This is a genomic window from Bradyrhizobium sp. 154, assembly GCF_023073875.1.
In the GTDB taxonomy this organism is placed as follows: domain Bacteria; phylum Pseudomonadota; class Alphaproteobacteria; order Rhizobiales; family Xanthobacteraceae; genus Bradyrhizobium.
On record NZ_JADPKG010000020.1, the window covers coordinates 45,207 to 60,907 of the forward strand.

At 66.1% G+C, this 15,701-nt stretch carries 14 protein-coding genes and 1 tRNA gene; 8 read left to right on the plus strand and 7 right to left on the minus strand.

Translation table 11 applies throughout. From position 1 onward, the window contains the following. Positions 1-33: 33 nt before the first annotated feature. A complete protein-coding gene (locus tag IVA92_RS01760; protein ID WP_247279991.1) occupies positions 34-1,380 on the minus strand; it encodes a transcription antitermination factor NusB in 1,347 nt (448 codons plus the stop codon). Between the two features lie 189 nt (positions 1,381-1,569). On the opposite strand from IVA92_RS01760, the gene IVA92_RS01765 reads away from it, so the two are divergent. Both IVA92_RS01765 and IVA92_RS01770 read left to right on the plus strand, forming a co-directional pair. After that, positions 1,570-1,767 (plus strand): DUF1674 domain-containing protein, encoded by a 198-nt coding sequence (locus IVA92_RS01765; protein ID WP_247279992.1) that lies wholly within the window; start codon positions 1,570-1,572, stop codon positions 1,765-1,767. 484 nt (positions 1,768-2,251) lie between these two features. Beyond that, complete coding sequence (locus tag IVA92_RS01770; protein WP_247279993.1) at positions 2,252-2,836, plus strand: thermonuclease family protein; 585 nt, start codon at positions 2,252-2,254, stop codon at positions 2,834-2,836. 54 nt (positions 2,837-2,890) lie between these two features. Here IVA92_RS01770 and IVA92_RS01775 read toward each other — a convergent pair whose 3' ends face one another. Together IVA92_RS01775 and acs are read right to left on the minus strand one after the other, a co-directional pair. Next, positions 2,891-3,406, minus strand: a complete 516-nt coding sequence (locus tag IVA92_RS01775) for a L,D-transpeptidase (RefSeq protein WP_247280040.1) — start codon at positions 3,404-3,406, stop codon at positions 2,891-2,893. 331 nt (positions 3,407-3,737) lie between these two features. Further along, positions 3,738-5,684 carry an acetate--CoA ligase gene (acs, locus tag IVA92_RS01780; protein WP_247279994.1) on the minus strand — a complete coding sequence of 649 codons (1,947 nt, stop codon included), beginning with the start codon at positions 5,682-5,684 and terminating at the stop codon, positions 3,738-3,740. A gap of 385 nt (positions 5,685-6,069) precedes the next feature. Here acs and IVA92_RS01785 point away from each other — a divergent pair, with 385 nt between their 5' ends. Then, a complete protein-coding gene (locus IVA92_RS01785) occupies positions 6,070-7,239 on the plus strand; it encodes a DNA topoisomerase IB (RefSeq protein ID WP_247279995.1) in 1,170 nt (389 codons plus the stop codon). 12 nt (positions 7,240-7,251) lie between these two features. Here IVA92_RS01785 and IVA92_RS01790 read toward each other — a convergent pair whose 3' ends face one another. Next, on the minus strand, positions 7,252-7,707 hold the full coding sequence (locus IVA92_RS01790) for an SRPBCC family protein (RefSeq protein WP_247279996.1): 456 nt from the start codon (positions 7,705-7,707) through the stop codon (positions 7,252-7,254). Between the two features lie 101 nt (positions 7,708-7,808). Here IVA92_RS01790 and IVA92_RS01795 point away from each other — a divergent pair, with 101 nt between their 5' ends. Beyond that, complete coding sequence (locus tag IVA92_RS01795; RefSeq protein ID WP_247279997.1) at positions 7,809-8,888, plus strand: adenylate/guanylate cyclase domain-containing protein; 1,080 nt, start codon at positions 7,809-7,811, stop codon at positions 8,886-8,888. Positions 8,889-8,918: 30 nt separating this feature from the next. Here the strand turns inward: IVA92_RS01795 and IVA92_RS01800 are convergent, their stop codons facing one another. The 3 genes from IVA92_RS01800 to tsaD are packed head-to-tail and all read right to left on the minus strand — an operon-like array spanning position 8,919 to position 11,397. Then, positions 8,919-9,338, minus strand: a complete 420-nt coding sequence (locus IVA92_RS01800) for an EVE domain-containing protein (RefSeq protein WP_247279998.1) — start codon at positions 9,336-9,338, stop codon at positions 8,919-8,921. 2 nt (positions 9,339-9,340) lie between these two features. Further along, a complete protein-coding gene (locus tag IVA92_RS01805; protein WP_247279999.1) occupies positions 9,341-10,321 on the minus strand; it encodes an NAD(P)H-dependent glycerol-3-phosphate dehydrogenase in 981 nt (326 codons plus the stop codon). A gap of 2 nt (positions 10,322-10,323) precedes the next feature. Then, positions 10,324-11,397: a tRNA (adenosine(37)-N6)-threonylcarbamoyltransferase complex transferase subunit TsaD gene (gene tsaD, locus IVA92_RS01810; protein WP_247280000.1), complete on the minus strand. Its 1,074-nt coding sequence runs from the start codon at positions 11,395-11,397 to the stop codon at positions 10,324-10,326. 151 nt (positions 11,398-11,548) lie between these two features. Between tsaD and IVA92_RS01815 the strand changes: the two genes are divergently transcribed. The 4 genes from IVA92_RS01815 to IVA92_RS01830 all read left to right on the plus strand — a co-directional run bounded on the left by IVA92_RS01815 (position 11,549) and on the right by IVA92_RS01830 (position 15,609). Then, complete coding sequence (locus tag IVA92_RS01815; RefSeq protein ID WP_247280001.1) at positions 11,549-12,295, plus strand: uroporphyrinogen-III synthase; 747 nt, start codon at positions 11,549-11,551, stop codon at positions 12,293-12,295. A 72-nt stretch (positions 12,296-12,367) separates the two neighbouring features. Further along, a complete protein-coding gene (locus IVA92_RS01820; protein ID WP_247280002.1) occupies positions 12,368-13,609 on the plus strand; it encodes a hypothetical protein in 1,242 nt (413 codons plus the stop codon). A gap of 36 nt (positions 13,610-13,645) precedes the next feature. Continuing rightward, positions 13,646-15,433: a heme biosynthesis HemY N-terminal domain-containing protein gene (locus tag IVA92_RS01825; RefSeq protein WP_247280003.1), complete on the plus strand. Its 1,788-nt coding sequence runs from the start codon at positions 13,646-13,648 to the stop codon at positions 15,431-15,433. A 100-nt stretch (positions 15,434-15,533) separates the two neighbouring features. Continuing rightward, positions 15,534-15,609 (plus strand) — tRNA-Thr (locus tag IVA92_RS01830). Positions 15,610-15,701: the final 92 nt, after the last annotated feature.

The window sequence follows — 15,701 nt, forward strand, 5'->3', positions numbered from 1 at the left end:
ATTAGCGTCGGGGGTGCAAAATCCAGTGCAAAATCAGGATTTAACGAGCCGAGCCGCGTAGAATCCGTCGAGCCCGCCGAGCTTGGGATCGGCGTTTGGAAGATGACTGGGCAGGGTGCGCAGATCGCCTTCCGCGCTGAGGATTTCGTCGAGACCTGCGACCTCGGACGCCTCGATCGGAGCGCGGCGAAGCGCGGGCTCTGCGGCCAGCAGCGCAGCGATGGCCTGCTCACCCTCTTCGGGTTCCAGCGAACAGGTGCAGTAGACCAACGTCCCCCCGGATTTGAGCAGCGACAGCGATTTGCGCAGCAGCCGCTGCTGGAGCGCGGTCAGGGCGGCGATGTCAGATTGCTGCCGGAGCCATGCCACGTCGGGATGACGGCGGATCGTGCCGGTCGAGGTGCAGGGCGCATCGATCAAAATACCGTCGAAGGCTTCGGCAGGGCCGGCCCATTCCACGGCGTCAGCGACGACGGTCTCGGCCTGGAGCGACAATCGCCGCAGGTTTTCGCGCAGCCGCGCTACCCGGGCGGGCGAGCGGTCGATGGCCGTGACATGCGCGCCGGCATGTGCCAGCTGCGCGGTCTTGCCGCCCGGGGCGGCGCAGAGATCGGCGATGGACTTGCCGTTGATGTCACCGAACAGTCGAGCGGGTAGCGCGGCCGCGGCGTCCTGCACCCACCATTGTCCCTCGGCAAAGCCCGGCAGCATGGTCACCGCGCCATGCAGCAGCATCCGCACGGTGCCGGTCGGCAGCGTCTCGCCATGCAGGCGGCTTGCCCATTGTGCGGCATCCGACTTCACCGTCAAATCGAGCGACGGCTCGTGGCCGAGCGCGAGCGCCATGTCTCTTGCGGTCGCATCGCCATAATGCGCGCTCCAGCGCGCGAGCAGCCATGGCGGCAGGTCCAGGGATTGCGTGGCAACCTCCTCGACCAGGGCCTTGCCTTCGCGCGCGCAGCGGCGCAGCACGGCATTGACGAGCCCGGCATAACGCGCGGCGCGCCGGTCGGATTGCACGAGGCGAACGGAGAGATCGACGGCGGCGTGGTCGGGCACGTCCATCCAGAGGATCTGCGCCGCGCCGATCAGGAGCGCGCTCTGCGCACGCGGCGCGTCGGAGGGAATGCCCTTGTCGAGCAGGCGGGACAGCACGTGGCCAAGCGTGCCGAGCCGGCGCAGCACGGTGGCGACCAGGCGGCGCATCAGCGCGCGGTCACGGTCGGCCAGCGACTTCAGTCCGGGATGAGCGCCGCTTCCGTCGAGTTGGTCGTCGAGCGTGCGGTGCTTGTGCAGCACGCCGTCGACGATGTCGGCGGCAATCCGCCGTGCCGCAAGACCTGGCACTTCGGACGGAGGGGCGAAACGTTGAGATGGCATGCGGAAGCAAGGTTCTGAGCGAGCGGCAGTTCCGCCGCGATGGGCGCATGCCTTAACCGGCTCATTTGTGGCACGCGAATATGCCAAATGTAAGAATCGCTTCCGGCTTTTTCAGCCCTTGGGCCCCATTTCAGGGATGCGTTATTGGACGTCGCGCTGCGGGCCGTCCTGCGCTAGAAAAGCCGCACGATGAGTGACCAGCCTTCCGTTCCCGATCGCAAGCCGCTGCCGCCCGCTGCCCAGCGCGCGCTGGCTGAAGCCGAAGCGCGGCGGCAGGCCGCGGCAGCCGAAGCCAAAGCGCGGCCGAAGGAGCTTCAGGGACCGAAGGGACCAGAGCCCACCCGCTATGGCGATTGGGAGAGCAAGGGCATCGCCTCCGACTTTTGAGCCCTTGCTGGTCCAGCGGGGTGTCCGCCGTGGCCATCACAGATCGCGATGCTCGCGCTCGGTGAGCGACAGGCGACATGATCTCGATGAACTTGCCCGCGCGGCTTGCTTAGTCTCTGCTCGGATTCCATCTGCTCGATGCGGATCAGGCTTCCTTGAATGTTTTGGCCGCACGCCGACCTCGTCACCACGACCGAAACAGGGAATCTCGATTGTCTTCTTGGCACCGCGAGCTGTAACAGCACCTCGCGGTGCGACGATCGGGCGGGCGATGTTCAGCACAGAGAAGACGAATGCGCCGCCGACGAGTGCGACGTTAGCGCACGATCCCGCTCCTGCCGCACCGCGAATTCGTTTGCCTCGCCCATCGAGTCGACAATCCATGAAAAGTGGAACTTTCCTGCAGGCTCGTGTGTCGATCGGAATTGTCGCATCTGGAGCGTCGCACTTGTCGGTTTCCCCGACTCAGCCCTAGCTTGGCTGGATGCGCCTCCCCAATCGCCCCAGTGCCTATCGGCCGCAGTTCGGCGGCTCTCCGTTCCATCGCCGATTCTCCGGACTGTTGCCCTGGATGTTCGTGGTCGGCGTCGTGACGGCTGTCGTGCTTGCCTTCCGGCACGGCACGAACTGGCCCGTCCCGCATGGAGCCGACGGCCAGGCGACCGAAGTCGTCCTCCAGCAGGCGGGAGATGCTGGCGCTCGCCAGCCGGTCGAGGTGATCCGCACTGTCGACGGCGACACGTTCCTGGCGCGCGTGCATCAGCGCAGCGGCGGCCATCTCGTTGTGCGGGTTCGCCTGCGCGGCATCGATGCGCCGGAACTGAAGGCATCTTGCCAGGATGAGCTGAACAAGGCCGAAGCCGCCACCGATGCGCTGCGCAATCTGCTCGGCCAGGGGGACGTAACGATTTCCAATCTCGGACCCGACAAATACGGACGCATTCTCGCTGATGTCGCGACCCGGCGGACTGCCAACGTTGCGGCGACGCTGCTCGCGGGCGGTTACGTGCGCAGTTACAATGGCGGCCATCGCGACGGCTGGTGCGCGCGGGGCTGGCGCTTCTGGTAGCAAAAAGCCGCGTCGCAAGACGCGGCTTTGGCAATCCTCTTCCGAACTCTTCGATCAGTGCGTGACGACCACCGTCGTGCCCACGGGGACGCGGCCGTAGAGATCGGTGATGTCGTCGTTGAGCATGCGGATACAGCCATAGGAGACGAAGCCGCCGATCGAGCCCGGCACGTTGGTGCCGTGGATCGCATATTCGCCGCCGGACAGCGTCATCGCCGCAACGCCCATCGGATTGCGCGGCGAGCCGCCCGGGATGACGTCGGGAATGCTCGGCTTGTCGCGCTTCACCTCGGCAGGCGGTGCCCAGGCCGGATTGAGATACTTGCCGTCGATCTTGGTCGTGCCGGCCCATTGCTTGCCGGCCTTGCCGACGCCAACCGGATAGCGCACGGCATGGCCGTTATCGAGAATGAGGTAGAGCCGCCGCTCGCTGGTCTTGACCACGATCGTGCCCGGCGAATAATCGGCCGGGTTCGTCCCGACCATTTCCGGCCGCGCCTCGGCCGCCGTCAGCATCAAGACCCCGAACCCCATGGTGGCGGCCAGCGCCACCGCAATCCTCATCGTTATCATTTTCCCCTTGCCCCGAAAGGATCGTCCAAACCACGCAAACCCGGCAATTGCGGCTTGCCCAGACATTCCTAACCGCGCTTGTTAACCGGATGGTTTCCACGCACGGTCGCCAAAGGCCAGCCAGCGGGGGGAACAAAGGAAATGTTCGAAATAAAGTAAATGACCTGAAAACAACACTCGGCGGGAAAGATGCGAACCTGTGCCGCGCACCCTGACGAGTGCGTGAGGATGTGAGCCGCGTCATTCCGGGCGCGCGACAGCGTGACCCGGAATCTCGAGATTCCGGGTTCGGTCCTGCGGACCGCCCCGGAATGACGATGGGTTGAGCCTATGCCTGCTTCCGGTTCTGCCTGTTTCTGACGAGGTCGTCGACCACGGCGGGATCGGCCAGCGTCGAGGTGTCCCCTAAGCTGCCCGGCTCGTCCTCGGCGATCTTCCGCAGGATGCGGCGCATGATCTTGCCGGAGCGGGTTTTGGGCAGGCTCGGGGCGAACTGGATCTGGTCGGGCGAGGCGATCGGGCCGATCTCCTTGCGCACCCAGGTCACGAGCTCCTTGCGCAGATCGTCGGTCGGCTCGACGCCGGCCATCAGCGTGACATAGGCGTAGATGCCCTGGCCCTTGATGTCGTGCGGGAACCCGACCACGGCCGCCTCCGACACCTTCTCGTGCGCGACCAGCGCACTCTCGACTTCCGCGGTGCCCATGCGATGGCCGGAGACGTTGATTACGTCGTCGACGCGGCCGGTGATCCAGTAATAGCCGTCGGCGTCACGCCGGCAGCCGTCGCCGGTGAAGTATTTGCCCTTGTAGGTCGAAAAATAGGTCTGCTCGAAGCGGGCATGGTCGCCATAGACTGTGCGCATCTGGCCCGGCCACGATCGCGTCAGGCACAGATTGCCGGTGGCCTCGCCCTCGAGCACCTTGCCGTCGGCATCGACGATTTCCGGCACAACGCCGAAGAACGGTTGCGTCGCCGAGCCCGGCTTGAGTTTTGTTGCGCCCGGCAGCGGCGTGATCAGGATGCCGCCGGTCTCGGTCTGCCACCAGGTGTCGACGATCGGGCAGCGGTCGTCGCCGACGACGCGGTAATACCACTCCCATGCTTCCGGATTGATCGGCTCGCCGACCGAACCGAGCAGACGAAGCGAGGCGCGCGAGGTCTTCTTCACCGGCTCGTCGCCGGACTGCATCAGCGCGCGGATCGCGGTCGGCGCGGTGTAGAAGATGTTGACCTTGTGCTTGTCGATGACGTTCCAAAACCTGGAATTGTCGGGATAGTTCGGCACGCCTTCGAACATCAGCGTGGTCGCGCCGTTGGCGAGCGGCCCGTAGAGGATGTAGCTGTGGCCGGTGACCCAGCCGACGTCGGCGGTGCACCAGTAGATGTCGCCGTCGTGATAGTCGAAGACGTATTGATGCGTCATCGAGGCGAACACGAGATAGCCGCCCGAGGTGTGCAGCACGCCCTTGGGCTGGCCAGTCGAGCCCGAGGTATAGAGGATGAACAGAGGATCCTCGGCATGCATGTGCTCGACCGGGCATTCCGTCGTCACCATCGCCGCCGCCTCGTGGTACCAGAGGTCGCGCGTCGGGTTCATGTCGACCTTGCCGCCGGTGCGCTTGACCACGACGACCCAGTCGACGCCGTCGGTTTTGGCGAGCGCCGCGTCGACATTGGCCTTCAGCGGCACCTTCTTGCCGCCGCGCAGGCCTTCGTCCGCGGTGATGATCACCTTGGATTGGCAGTCATTGATGCGCTGGGCGAGGCTGTCGGGCGAGAAGCCGGCGAACACCACGGAGTGGATCGCGCCGATTCGCGCGCAGGCCAGCATCGCATAGGCCGCTTCCGGGATCATCGGCAGGTAGATGGTGACGCGGTCGCCCTTCCCAACGTTGCGGGTGCGCAGGATGTTGGCCATCCGGCAGACCTCGTCGTGCAGCTCCTTGTAGGTGATGTGCCGGGATTGCGAGGGGTCGTCGCCTTCCCAGATGATCGCGGTCTGGTTGGCGCGCTTGTGCAGATGCCGGTCGATGCAATTTTGGGCAACGTTGAGGACGCCGTCCTCGAACCATTTGATCGATATGTTGCCGGGCGCGAACGAGACGTTCTCGATTTTCGTCGGCGCCTTCATCCAGTCGATGCGCTTGGCCTGCTCCACCCAAAAACCGTTCGGGTCCGAGATCGAGCGCGCATACATGTCCTTGTACTTGGCCTGATCGACCCAGGCCCGCTTCGCCCACTCTGCGGGTACGTCGTAGATCTTCTCGGACATGTTTCCCTCCACATACGGCAAGCCGAACGCGTGCGATTGGCAAGCCGACTTGATCGCTGAACGATTATGCGTCGGGCTAACCGGACCCGACAAGGAGCACAAGCTGGACCTTCGGCGGGCGGGATCAAGGTCCGCAGGGCGGCATGGCGCAAACCTGAAACAGGCCAAGAGGCGCCTTTCGGCTCTTTACCCAGATCTCCGAAATAGCGGGGTGCAGACCCGCATGCGCCGACTGGAGGTATCCGGCAACCGCCTATCACTGATTCAGGACTGGCAATACGGTTCGGAACACCCTAAATGGCCAACCCGGGTCCAAAGCGACCGCAGGAACAAAAATCAGAACAGCGGCATTGAACGGTAAGAAACAGGGCCAAGGCTTAACACTATGATGGATCAGCAGAATCTCGGGACGATGCGGCCCGCTTCAGCCGATCCTGCGGCCATTGCCCTCGCCAAAGCCCTTGGACAATGGCCGAAACCGGCTGGTTTCAGGCGTTCCAGCCCCAAAAAGACCTTCGACACCAGGCCGGCGGCGACCGTCGAGGCGCTCGCAAGGGAACTCGGCCTGCGGCTCGGCGATCAAAACGAGCTGACCATCCGGCGCATCAAGCGCGGCAAGGGCTACTCCTTCGTCCGCCCGAACGGGGCTCATATCCGCGACGCCCGCACCATCCGCCGGCTGCACGCCATGGCAGTGCCGCCGGCCTACCGCGAGGTGCGCTACTCCGCCGATCCGAGCTCGCATCTCCAGGCCGTGGGACGCGATGCCGCGGGCCGGCTGCAATATCGCTATCACGCCGATTGGGAGAAGGTCCGCGAGCACCGCAAGGCGCATCGCCTCGAGAAGCTCGTCGGCGCGCTGCCCAAAATCCGGCGCAAGGTCTCGGCGTTCCTGTCAGGGGACGAGCCGACGCGCGAGTTCGCGCTCTCGGCCGTCATCGAACTGATCGCCCGCACCGCGATCCGTCCCGGCAACGAATCCTACGCCCGTCTCAACGGCACTCGCGGCGCCACCACGCTGCTCAAGTCCAACGTCACGCTGGAAGACGATTGCTTTGTGATGACTTTCAAGGCGAAGGGCGGCAAGGCGGTGCGGAAGGAGTGCGACGCAGCCAAGCTAGTCCGCGCCATCGGCATTTTGCAGCGCGTTCCGGGCAAGCGCATGTTCCAGTATCGCGACGCCTACGGCATCGTGCGCGCGGTCAATACCACGCAGGTGAACGCGTTTCTGCGCGAGATCGCCGGCATCAAGATCTCGCTGAAGGATTTTCGCACGCTGATGGCGTCCGCCGTGGTCGTGGAATCGCTGTCGCGGATCACGCCGGCGACCAGCCAGCGTGGCCGCAAGAAGCAGGTGCTTGACGCAATCCGCGCCGCTGCCGACCAGCTCTCCAACACGCCGGCGATCTGCCGCAAGAGCTACGTCCACGACACCATCGTCACCGCCTTCGAGGACGGCATCCTCGAACGCTTTGCCGCGACCATGAAGGGCCAGCGCTCGCAGGCGAGGCGCGAGCAGCTTCTGGCGCAAGTGGTGGCGACCGCGGCGGTCTGATCCGCCTGTCGGCTACGCTTTGTTCGAAACGCCGCGGTCCTGACCGGGATCGCCACCGGCAGCTGCCGTGGTGAGCCGTTCCAGATAATGTGCCCACCCCGTCGCATGTGCGGCGGCCTGTTCTGCGGTCGGCAGGCCGCTGTGGGTCATCCGCAGCAACGTGCCGCCGTCTTGCTCAATCAGGTCGATCTCGATCAGGCTCGAGCCGGGCGGCACTTCCTGGCCGCCCTCCCAGCCGAACGTGTAGGCGAGACGATGCACCGGCACGACCTCGCGGAAAGCGCCGCGGGCGACGCCGCCGCGCGGGCCGACGCCTTTAAGCAGATAGAGCCCGCCGGGACGGGGCTCCGTGGTCGCGTCGGAACCCATCCAGCTCAAAATCTTCTCGGGGTCGGTCAGATAGGCGAAAACAGTCGCGCGCGGGGCGGCGATCTGGGTCTCGCGTCGCACTATGAACGGTTCGGTCATTGGCGATCATCCCTGGGCTGACACTCGGACATGGCGGGGCCGGAGCGGCCCGTCAAGGATTGCCCGTGACAAAGACGGCGCGCTTTCGTCATGATTGAGCCATGCATCTCTCCCCGACCCTCGCCTGGCTTGTCGATGCCGCCGCAGATAGTCTTGGGGCGGACCGCCTGCTTGCGGAACTCGGCGCCCATTTGGTTGCTGATGGCGTGCCGCTTGCGGCGGGGGCGCTGACGCTGGAAGTGCCTGACCCGCTGATCGCGAAGCGGACCTGGTTGTGGCGCGCCGACACTGGCCGGGTGATCGAAGCGCTCGGCTTTGCGCCGGGCGGGCTGGCACCGGACCCGCCGAACGATGCCGGCCGCGGCTGGCTGCGCGATATCGCGGGCGGTGAGGTGCACGAAGATATCGTCGGACGGGCCGATGGGCCTTTGCTTGGGTGGATCGGGCCGGGTCCGTTCACCTCGGGCGAGATCGAGCGATTGCGCCAGGCTGCACGTTTTGCCGCGACGCCGCTCGCCGTGCTCGCCGCGCGTGCCACGTTGCGGGCGACACTCGACGCCTATCTCGGCAAGCGCAGTGCGGAGCGGGTGCTGGCGGCGCCGCTGCGGCGCGATCTTGGCGAGACCATTCAGGCCGCGTTGCTCTATGCCGACTTGCGCAACTTCACCGGTTTGTCGGAGACAAGTCCGCCGGGCGATGTCATCGCAGCGCTCGATGCCTGGTTCGACCGCATCGCCGGCGCCGTTCACGCCTTCGGCGGCGAGGTGCTGAAATTCATCGGCGACGGCGTGCTGGCGATCTTTCCGGTGATCGAAGCGTCACCGCGCCGTGCCTGCGAGGCCGCTCTGCGCGCCGCAAGCGCGGCCGAAGCCGGGATGGCCTATCTCAACGAGGAGCGCCGCGGCAACGGCTTGCCGCCGCTCGCGTTCGGTGCCGCCCTCCATCTCGGCGAGATGCTCTGGGGCAATATCGGCGCTGCCAACCGGCTCGATTTCACGGCGATCGGCTCCGCCGTCAATCTCGCCAGCCGGCTCGAAGGGTTGTGCAAGCCGTTGGGGCGGACCGTGCTCGTGTCGGGCGCGCTCGCTGCAGAGACGGACATGCCTCTGATCGCGCTCGGATCGCATTCGCTGCGTGGGATCGCCGCACCGTGCGAGGTGTTTGCGTTGCCGCAGACGTAGGGCCGAGTTTCGCTCATTCGGGCTACGTACCTACGACGACATCCCACCCATCTTGCAGACGAGCTTCCACTCCTCCGCCGTCACCGGCTGCACCGACAGGCGCGAATATTTCACAAGCGCCATGTCGGCGAGCTTCTTCTCGGCCTTGATCGCGGCCATCGTCACCGGTGTCTTCAGGGGCTTGTCGGCCTTGATGTCGACGCAGACGAACTTGCCGGTCTTGTCGGTCGGATCCGGATAGGCTTCCTTGATGACCTCCGCGATGCCGACGATCTCCTTGCCCTCGTTGGAATGATAGAAGAACGCCTTGTCGCCCCTCTTCATGGCGACCAGGTTCTGGCGCGCGGTGAAGTTGCGCACGCCGGTCCAGGCCTCGCCCTTGGCGCCCTTCGCCACCTGCTGGTCCCAGGACCACACCGACGGTTCGGATTTCACCAGCCAATAAGCCATGTTCATTCCTCTGCCTTGAAGGGGCGCGTCAACAGTCCCGAGATAGCGGCATCGATCGTGCTCCGGCCGCTCAGGATCGAAGCGACCGCTTCCGATACCGGCATCTCAATGTGTTGCGAAGCCGCAAGCTCGATCAGAACCGGCGCGGTGGACTCGCCCTCGGCAAGCTTGCCTGCGGGCGGGTTCTCACCGCGGCCCAGTGCGAGGCCAAGCGCGAAATTGCGTGATTGCGGGCTCGAACAGGTCAGAATGAGATCACCGAGGCCGGACAAGCCCGTGAGTGTCTCGCTGCGCGCACCAAGCGCGCGACCAAGGCGTGTCAGCTCGGCAAAGCCGCGGGTCGTGAGCGCGGCCTGGGCCGAGGCGCCAAGTTTGCGTCCGACCGCAATGCCGACCGCGATCGCGAGCACGTTCTTGGCCGCGCCGCCGATCTCGACGCCACGGATGTCGGTGGAATGATAGGGCCGGAATCTCGGCGAGCCCAGCGCCTGCACTAGGCGGGTAGCCAGCGCTTCTTGTTTCGCCGCCAGCGTTACCGCGGTCGGCAGGCCGCGCGCGACATCGTCGGCGAAGCTCGGGCCTGACAGGATCGCCGGCTGCGCGCCCGGTGCAGCTTCGGTGATCACGTCGGTCATGAATTTGTGGGTGCCGTGCTCGATGCCCTTGGCGCAGGCGACGACGGGTACCGGCCTTGCAATGTGCGAGGCCAGCAGGTTGACCGCGCCGCGCAGATGCTGCGCGGGCGTTGCGATCAGCAGCATGTCGGCGCGCGCGGCGAGCGCCAGATCGCTCGTCACGACGATTTCCGGAGCGATCCGCACGCCGGGCAGCCGCGGATTGTCGCGCGTCGAGGCAATCCGCGTCGCATGTTCGGCATTGCGCGCCCACAGCGTCACGTTCCGTCCTGCCCGCGCCGCCACGGTTGCGAGAGCCGTGCCCCAGGCACCTGCCCCGACCACGGCGACGGAATCGAACGCGGTCATCACTAGAATCCCGCTCGCGTGTTGCCGTAGCCCGCCGGTGCCGTCGCGTTGGCATCGAGCAGCCAGCGTGCGCGGGGCTGCGCGTCCATCGTATCGGTCATGCCGAGCGCAAGGCGTTCGGCGCCGGCCCAGGCGATCATCGCGCCATTGTCGGTGCAGAGCTCGGGCGGCGGCATGATCAGCTGGGTCCCGGCCTGCTGCGCGACGTCGTTCAGGGCCTCGCGGATCGCCTGATTGGCGGCCACACCGCCGGCGGCCACGAGCGCGCGCGGCGCGCCGAACCGCTCGCGGAAAAGTCTTAGACCGACGCTCAAGCGGTCGGCCGTCGACTCCAGCGCGGCGGCTTGAAAACTCGCGCAGAGATCGCTGATGTCCTGCGGCGTGAGCTCGGCGATGCGGCTCGCTTCGTTGCGGACCGCCGTCTTCAAACCGGATAGGGAGAAATTGGCGTCGGGGCGCCCTTGCATCGGGCGTGGAAAGGCGAAGCGCATCGCATCGCCGCTTGCCGCCGCGCGCTCGACCTGCGGACCGCCGGGATAAGGCAGGCCCAGCATCTTCGCGACCTTGTCAAAGGCCTCGCCAATGGCGTCGTCGACCGTGGTGCCGAGCCGCACATACTGGCCGACGCCGGTGACCGCAACGATCTGGGTATGTCCGCCCGAGGCGAGGAATAGGCAATAGGGGAATTCGATTCCGTCGGTGAGACGTGGCGTCAGCGCGTGCGCCTCCAGGTGGTTCACCGCGACGAGCGGGGTGCCGTGCACCATCGCGATCGCCTTGGCGGTGGTGAGCCCAACGATGACGCCGCCGATCAGCCCCGGGCCCGCGGCCGCCGCGACACCGCCCAGCTGGGCGAAGCCGACGCCGGCCTCACTCATGGCGCGGTCGATGATGTCATCGAGCAGATCGACATGGGCGCGGGCAGCGATCTCCGGTACCACGCCGCCGAAGCGGGCGTGCTCCTCGACCTGCGACCGTACGATGTTGGACAGGATCGTCCCGCCACCGTCAGGCGCGCGCTCGACCACGGCCGCGGCGGTTTCGTCGCACGTGGTTTCGATGCCCAATACCAGCATTGGCGAATTGTTATCCAACTTGCGCCCTTGCGCTCATCCGTAAAGCAGAGTTCTGGTACGTCCGGTAGCATTCCGGGCACGGCTTGCGCAATCGTCACGCGCGGCCGCCCTCGCAAATGGCCACCGTCAAATGGTTCGGGAACACCAAGCGATGTCCATTCTCGTCACACGACCACATCCCGACAATGAGGCGTCGGCGGCGAGTTTGCGCGCGCGAGGGCATGTGGTGCTGCTTGCGCCGGTGCTCAAGTTCGAGCCGGTCGCCTTTCATGACGAGAGTGAGACGAGCTATGACGGCATCATCGTTACATCGGCCAATGCGATCCGTGCCGTCGCGCCGCAATTGCCGGGTCTTGGTCTGTTGCACTTGCCGCTGTTTGCGGTCGGCGAGCACACGGCTATTGCGGCGCGCGACGCCGGCTTTGCCGAGGTGATCGTCGCCGGTGGCGACGCCGCGGCCTTGCGTGACAAGGTGGTGCAGAGTGCACGTGACAAGGTGCTGAAGAAAAGGAGCACGCTGCTTTATCTGGCGGGTGCGGATCTGTCGCGTGATCTCGGCGCCGAGCTCAGCGCCGAAGGATTCAATGTGGTCACGCAGACCACTTATCGCATGGCTCCGGTCAAGTTGCTGCCGCGAGAAGTTTGCGAGGGCTTTGCCAGCCATGGGATCGAGGCGGTGCTGCACTATTCCCGGCGCAGCGCGCGGGCGTTCCTGGAGGCGGCGCGGGACGAAGGTGTCGAAATCTCGGCGCTGGCTATACCGCAATGCTGCCTGTCCGAGACGGTTGCCGGCGTGCTGCGAGAGGCCGGCGCGTCGCAGGTTCTGGTTGCGGCGACGCCGGACGAAAATGCCTTATTCGACACCTTGGAGCGTGCTTTGCGCACCCGTTTGGCGTAAGAGGTCGAGCCGAATCCGACGCAATCGGATCCGAAGGATCTGTGCAAGGTATGGATGTGAGGAACCGTCACGATGGTCGACGACAAGCCTGAAGACGCAGGATTGGCCCCCGACAGCGGTCGTGCCAAGCGCGCCCCTCCCACCATCGACCTCGAGGCGAGCGAAGTCTCGACCCAGCCGCAGCAGGCGGCGGGCGAGCCCGAGGCTCAGCCGACGCCGGAGCACGCCGAGACCGAGCCGGCACAATCCGAGCCGGCCAAGTCCGAACTTGCCGACGCTGAGCCGGAACGTGACGAGGCGCCGGCCGCTGTGGCATCCGCGCCTGTATCGCAGCCGATTTCGCCCTGGGTCGTTGCCCCGCTCTCCGGCGCTGTCGCAGCCGCAGTCGTGATTGCGGTCGGTTGGATGCTGGGCTGGCCCGCGGTGCAGGCGCCGCCTGCCGCACCGCAAGTCACGAGCGCGACGGTCGATGCGCTCAGCGGGCGGGTGAGCGCAGTCGAAGCCAAGGCCGGCAAGCCCGTCGCCGATCCAGCGATGGCGGCGCGGATCGACGCGCTGGAGAAGTCCGTCAGCAGTCTGCGCAGCGACATCGCCAATCTGCGCGAACAATCCGACAAGACTGCGAGCGCACTGAACGACGTGAAATCCGCTCCAGATGCTGCCGCGCCCGATCTTGCCACGCTCAACGACCGCATTGCGCAGCTCGAGCGCGCCAGCAGGACCGAACGAGCCGAGCTCGCGCAGCAAGGCGAGAAGATCGCCGAGGCCAAAACGATGGACGACAAGCCGCTGCGCCATGTGGTGGCGGCGGCCCTGCTCGACGTAGCCGTTCGCCATGGCGATCCCTATCAACAGCAACTGGCCGCGGCGCGGTCGCTGACGGCAAAGCCGGATATGCTGAAGCCGCTCGACGCCTTTGCATCGTCCGGCATCCCGACGCCGGTCGCGCTGAGCCGCGAGCTTCTCAATATCGTGCCGAAACTGTCGCCGCCGGCGGAAACCCAGACCGGCGGCACCGGTATCGTCGAGCGTCTCCAGGCGGGCGCGTCGAAGCTCGTCCGCATCGAACGCACCGACGGGATCGGCAATGACCGCGGTGCCATCGTGGCGCGCATCACCTCGGCGGCGCTGCGCAACGATGTGGCGGAGGCACGTCGCGAGCTGAAGTCGCTTCCGGAAACTGATCGCACCGCCGCGCAAGCCTGGCTCGACAAGGCCGATGCTCGCGACGCCGCGCTCGCCGCCTCCCGCAAATTCGCCGACGATGCCATGGCGGATCTCGCCAAATCTGATCCAGCCAAGCCTGCTCAATAAAGATTCGCGCAACGATCGGCGCTTATAGGGATCGCCATGCTTCGCATCGTCCTCTTTCTCATTCTGATCGCATTGGCGGCGGCCGGCGGAGCCTGGGTTGCCGATCAGCCCGGCGATCTGGTCCTGACCTGGGGCGGTCTCCGTGCCACGACGACCTTTCCCGGGTTCGTGCTCGGGCTTGGCATCTTCGCAGCCGCGATCGTGCTGGTCTGGAGCGTCTTGACCATGATCTGGCGCATGCCGGGGCGTCTGCGCCGCCGTCGTCATGAGAAGCGCCATGCCCGCGGTCGCCACGCGATCACTCACGGCCTGCTCGCGATCGGTCATGGCGACACCGCGCTTGCCCGTCGACATGCGGCAGCGGCCCGACGGCATGCGCCGAATGATCCGCTCGCGCTGCTCTTGCACGCGCAGTCGGCGCAGCTCGAAGGCAATCGCGACGAAGCGCAGCGCGTCTTCCGCGCCATGACCGAGCGTGAGGACACGCGGCTGCTCGGCCTGCGCGGCCTCTTCATCGAGGCGCAGCGCGCCGACGATGCGCTCGGCGCCGTGACGATCGCGGAGGAAGCGATCAAGCTGTCGCCATCCTCGACCTGGGCCTCCCATGCCGTGCTTGGCTTCCGCTGCGCGCGCGGCGACTGGGGCGGCGCGCTCGCGATCCTCGATTCGAATCTGTCCGCGGGTCTGATCGACAAGGGGACCTATCGCCGGCAGCGCGGCGTCCTGCTCACCGCGCGCGCGCTGGAATTGGAAACCATGGACCGCGACGTCGCGCGCGAGAGCGTGATGGAGGCGATCAAGCTCGCGCCGACCCTGGTGCCGGCCGCGGTGCTCGCCGCAAAATTCGAGAGCGAAGCGCATCAGGTGCGCCGCGCCATGAAGCTGCTCGAGGCCGCCTGGCTCGCCAATCCGCATCCCGATCTTGCGGATGCCTATGCCCATGTGAAGCTCGGCGATTCCGCCCGGCAGCGCTTGCAGCGGGTCGAGACGCTCGCGGCCAAGACGCCTGCCGACAAGCCCGGCCATGTCGAGGGCCAGCTCGCGATCGCGCGCGCTGCGATCGATGCCTCCGAGTTCGCCCGCGCGCGCGAGGTGCTCGCACCGTACCTCGACGATCCGACCCAGCGCGTTGCGCTGCTGATGGCCGAGATCGAGCGTACCGAGCACGGCGATGGCGGCCGTGCGCGCGCCTGGACCTTGCGTGCGGTGCGGGCCCGCCTCGATCCGGCCTGGACTGCGGACGGCTATGTCAGCGACCGCTGGCGTCCGGTCTCTCCGGTCACCGGCCGTCTCGACGCCTTCCAGTGGCAGACGCCGGTCGCGAGCCTGCCTTCCGACAAGGGCACCACGATCGAATCCTCGGCCTTCGAGGAGGCCATGCTGGCGGCACCGCCGCCGAAGCGAGTGACGGCGGCCAGCAAAGCGCCGGTGGAACCGGTGGAGACGGCGCCAGCGCCGGCTGCCCAGGACAATTCCCCTCCTCAGGCCAAGGAAGGTTCCAAGGAAGGTTCCGAGGAAGCTCCCATGGAAGCTCCCAAGGAGGCTGCCAAGGAAGAACCAACGATCGTGGCTTCCGAGCCGGTTGATCCGGCTCCCGCGCCTGCCGAATCATCGCCGCCGGCGGCAACGCCGGTATTCCGGAGCCGCGCCGACATTAGCAAACCCGGACCGGCCCCCATCCCTGCCGTGATCCCGATCGTCCGCGCGCCGGATGATCCCGGGGTCGACGACGAGGGACCGAGCGACGAATTTACGGAACAAATCGGCACGCCAAAGGCCCAGGCCGGCGGGTGGCGCGGATTCTGGTCTCGCTGGGGCGCGTGAGGCCCATTTCGAACGCCGCTTGTCCTTGCCAATTCGGGCCATGCCCGATATCAGGGGCGCGCGTATCGGGGCCGGCATTGTCCTGGCTCCGGCAGGGTTCGCCGCAATAGCTCAGTCGGTAGAGCACGTCATTCGTAATGACGGGGTCGGGGGTTCGAATCCCTCTTGCGGCACCACCACTTAGCTGTCCAGCCCGGAGACATAGGTAACAGGTCGTACCTGAGACATGGGTGACAACCTCGTGCCGAACGGGCTGTCGAGGGTTGCA

What these genes read in the sequence shown, in the direction of transcription:
- IVA92_RS01760 (WP_247279991.1), bottom strand. Translation starts at nt 1,380, where the DNA reads ATGCCATCTCAACGTTTCGCCCCTCCGTCCGAAGTGCCAGGTCTTGCG.
- IVA92_RS01765 (WP_247279992.1), top strand. Translation starts at nt 1,570, where the DNA reads ATGAGTGACCAGCCTTCCGTTCCCGATCGCAAGCCGCTGCCGCCCGCT.
- IVA92_RS01770 (WP_247279993.1), top strand. Translation starts at nt 2,252, where the DNA reads ATGCGCCTCCCCAATCGCCCCAGTGCCTATCGGCCGCAGTTCGGCGGC.
- acs (WP_247279994.1), bottom strand. Translation starts at nt 5,684, where the DNA reads ATGTCCGAGAAGATCTACGACGTACCCGCAGAGTGGGCGAAGCGGGCC.
- IVA92_RS01785 (WP_247279995.1), top strand. Translation starts at nt 6,070, where the DNA reads ATGATGGATCAGCAGAATCTCGGGACGATGCGGCCCGCTTCAGCCGAT.
- IVA92_RS01790 (WP_247279996.1), bottom strand. Translation starts at nt 7,707, where the DNA reads ATGACCGAACCGTTCATAGTGCGACGCGAGACCCAGATCGCCGCCCCG.
- IVA92_RS01795 (WP_247279997.1), top strand. Translation starts at nt 7,809, where the DNA reads ATGCATCTCTCCCCGACCCTCGCCTGGCTTGTCGATGCCGCCGCAGAT.
- IVA92_RS01800 (WP_247279998.1), bottom strand. Translation starts at nt 9,338, where the DNA reads ATGGCTTATTGGCTGGTGAAATCCGAACCGTCGGTGTGGTCCTGGGAC.
- IVA92_RS01805 (WP_247279999.1), bottom strand. Translation starts at nt 10,321, where the DNA reads ATGACCGCGTTCGATTCCGTCGCCGTGGTCGGGGCAGGTGCCTGGGGC.
- tsaD (WP_247280000.1), bottom strand. Translation starts at nt 11,397, where the DNA reads ATGCTGGTATTGGGCATCGAAACCACGTGCGACGAAACCGCCGCGGCC.
- IVA92_RS01815 (WP_247280001.1), top strand. Translation starts at nt 11,549, where the DNA reads ATGTCCATTCTCGTCACACGACCACATCCCGACAATGAGGCGTCGGCG.
- IVA92_RS01820 (WP_247280002.1), top strand. Translation starts at nt 12,368, where the DNA reads ATGGTCGACGACAAGCCTGAAGACGCAGGATTGGCCCCCGACAGCGGT.
- IVA92_RS01825 (WP_247280003.1), top strand. Translation starts at nt 13,646, where the DNA reads ATGCTTCGCATCGTCCTCTTTCTCATTCTGATCGCATTGGCGGCGGCC.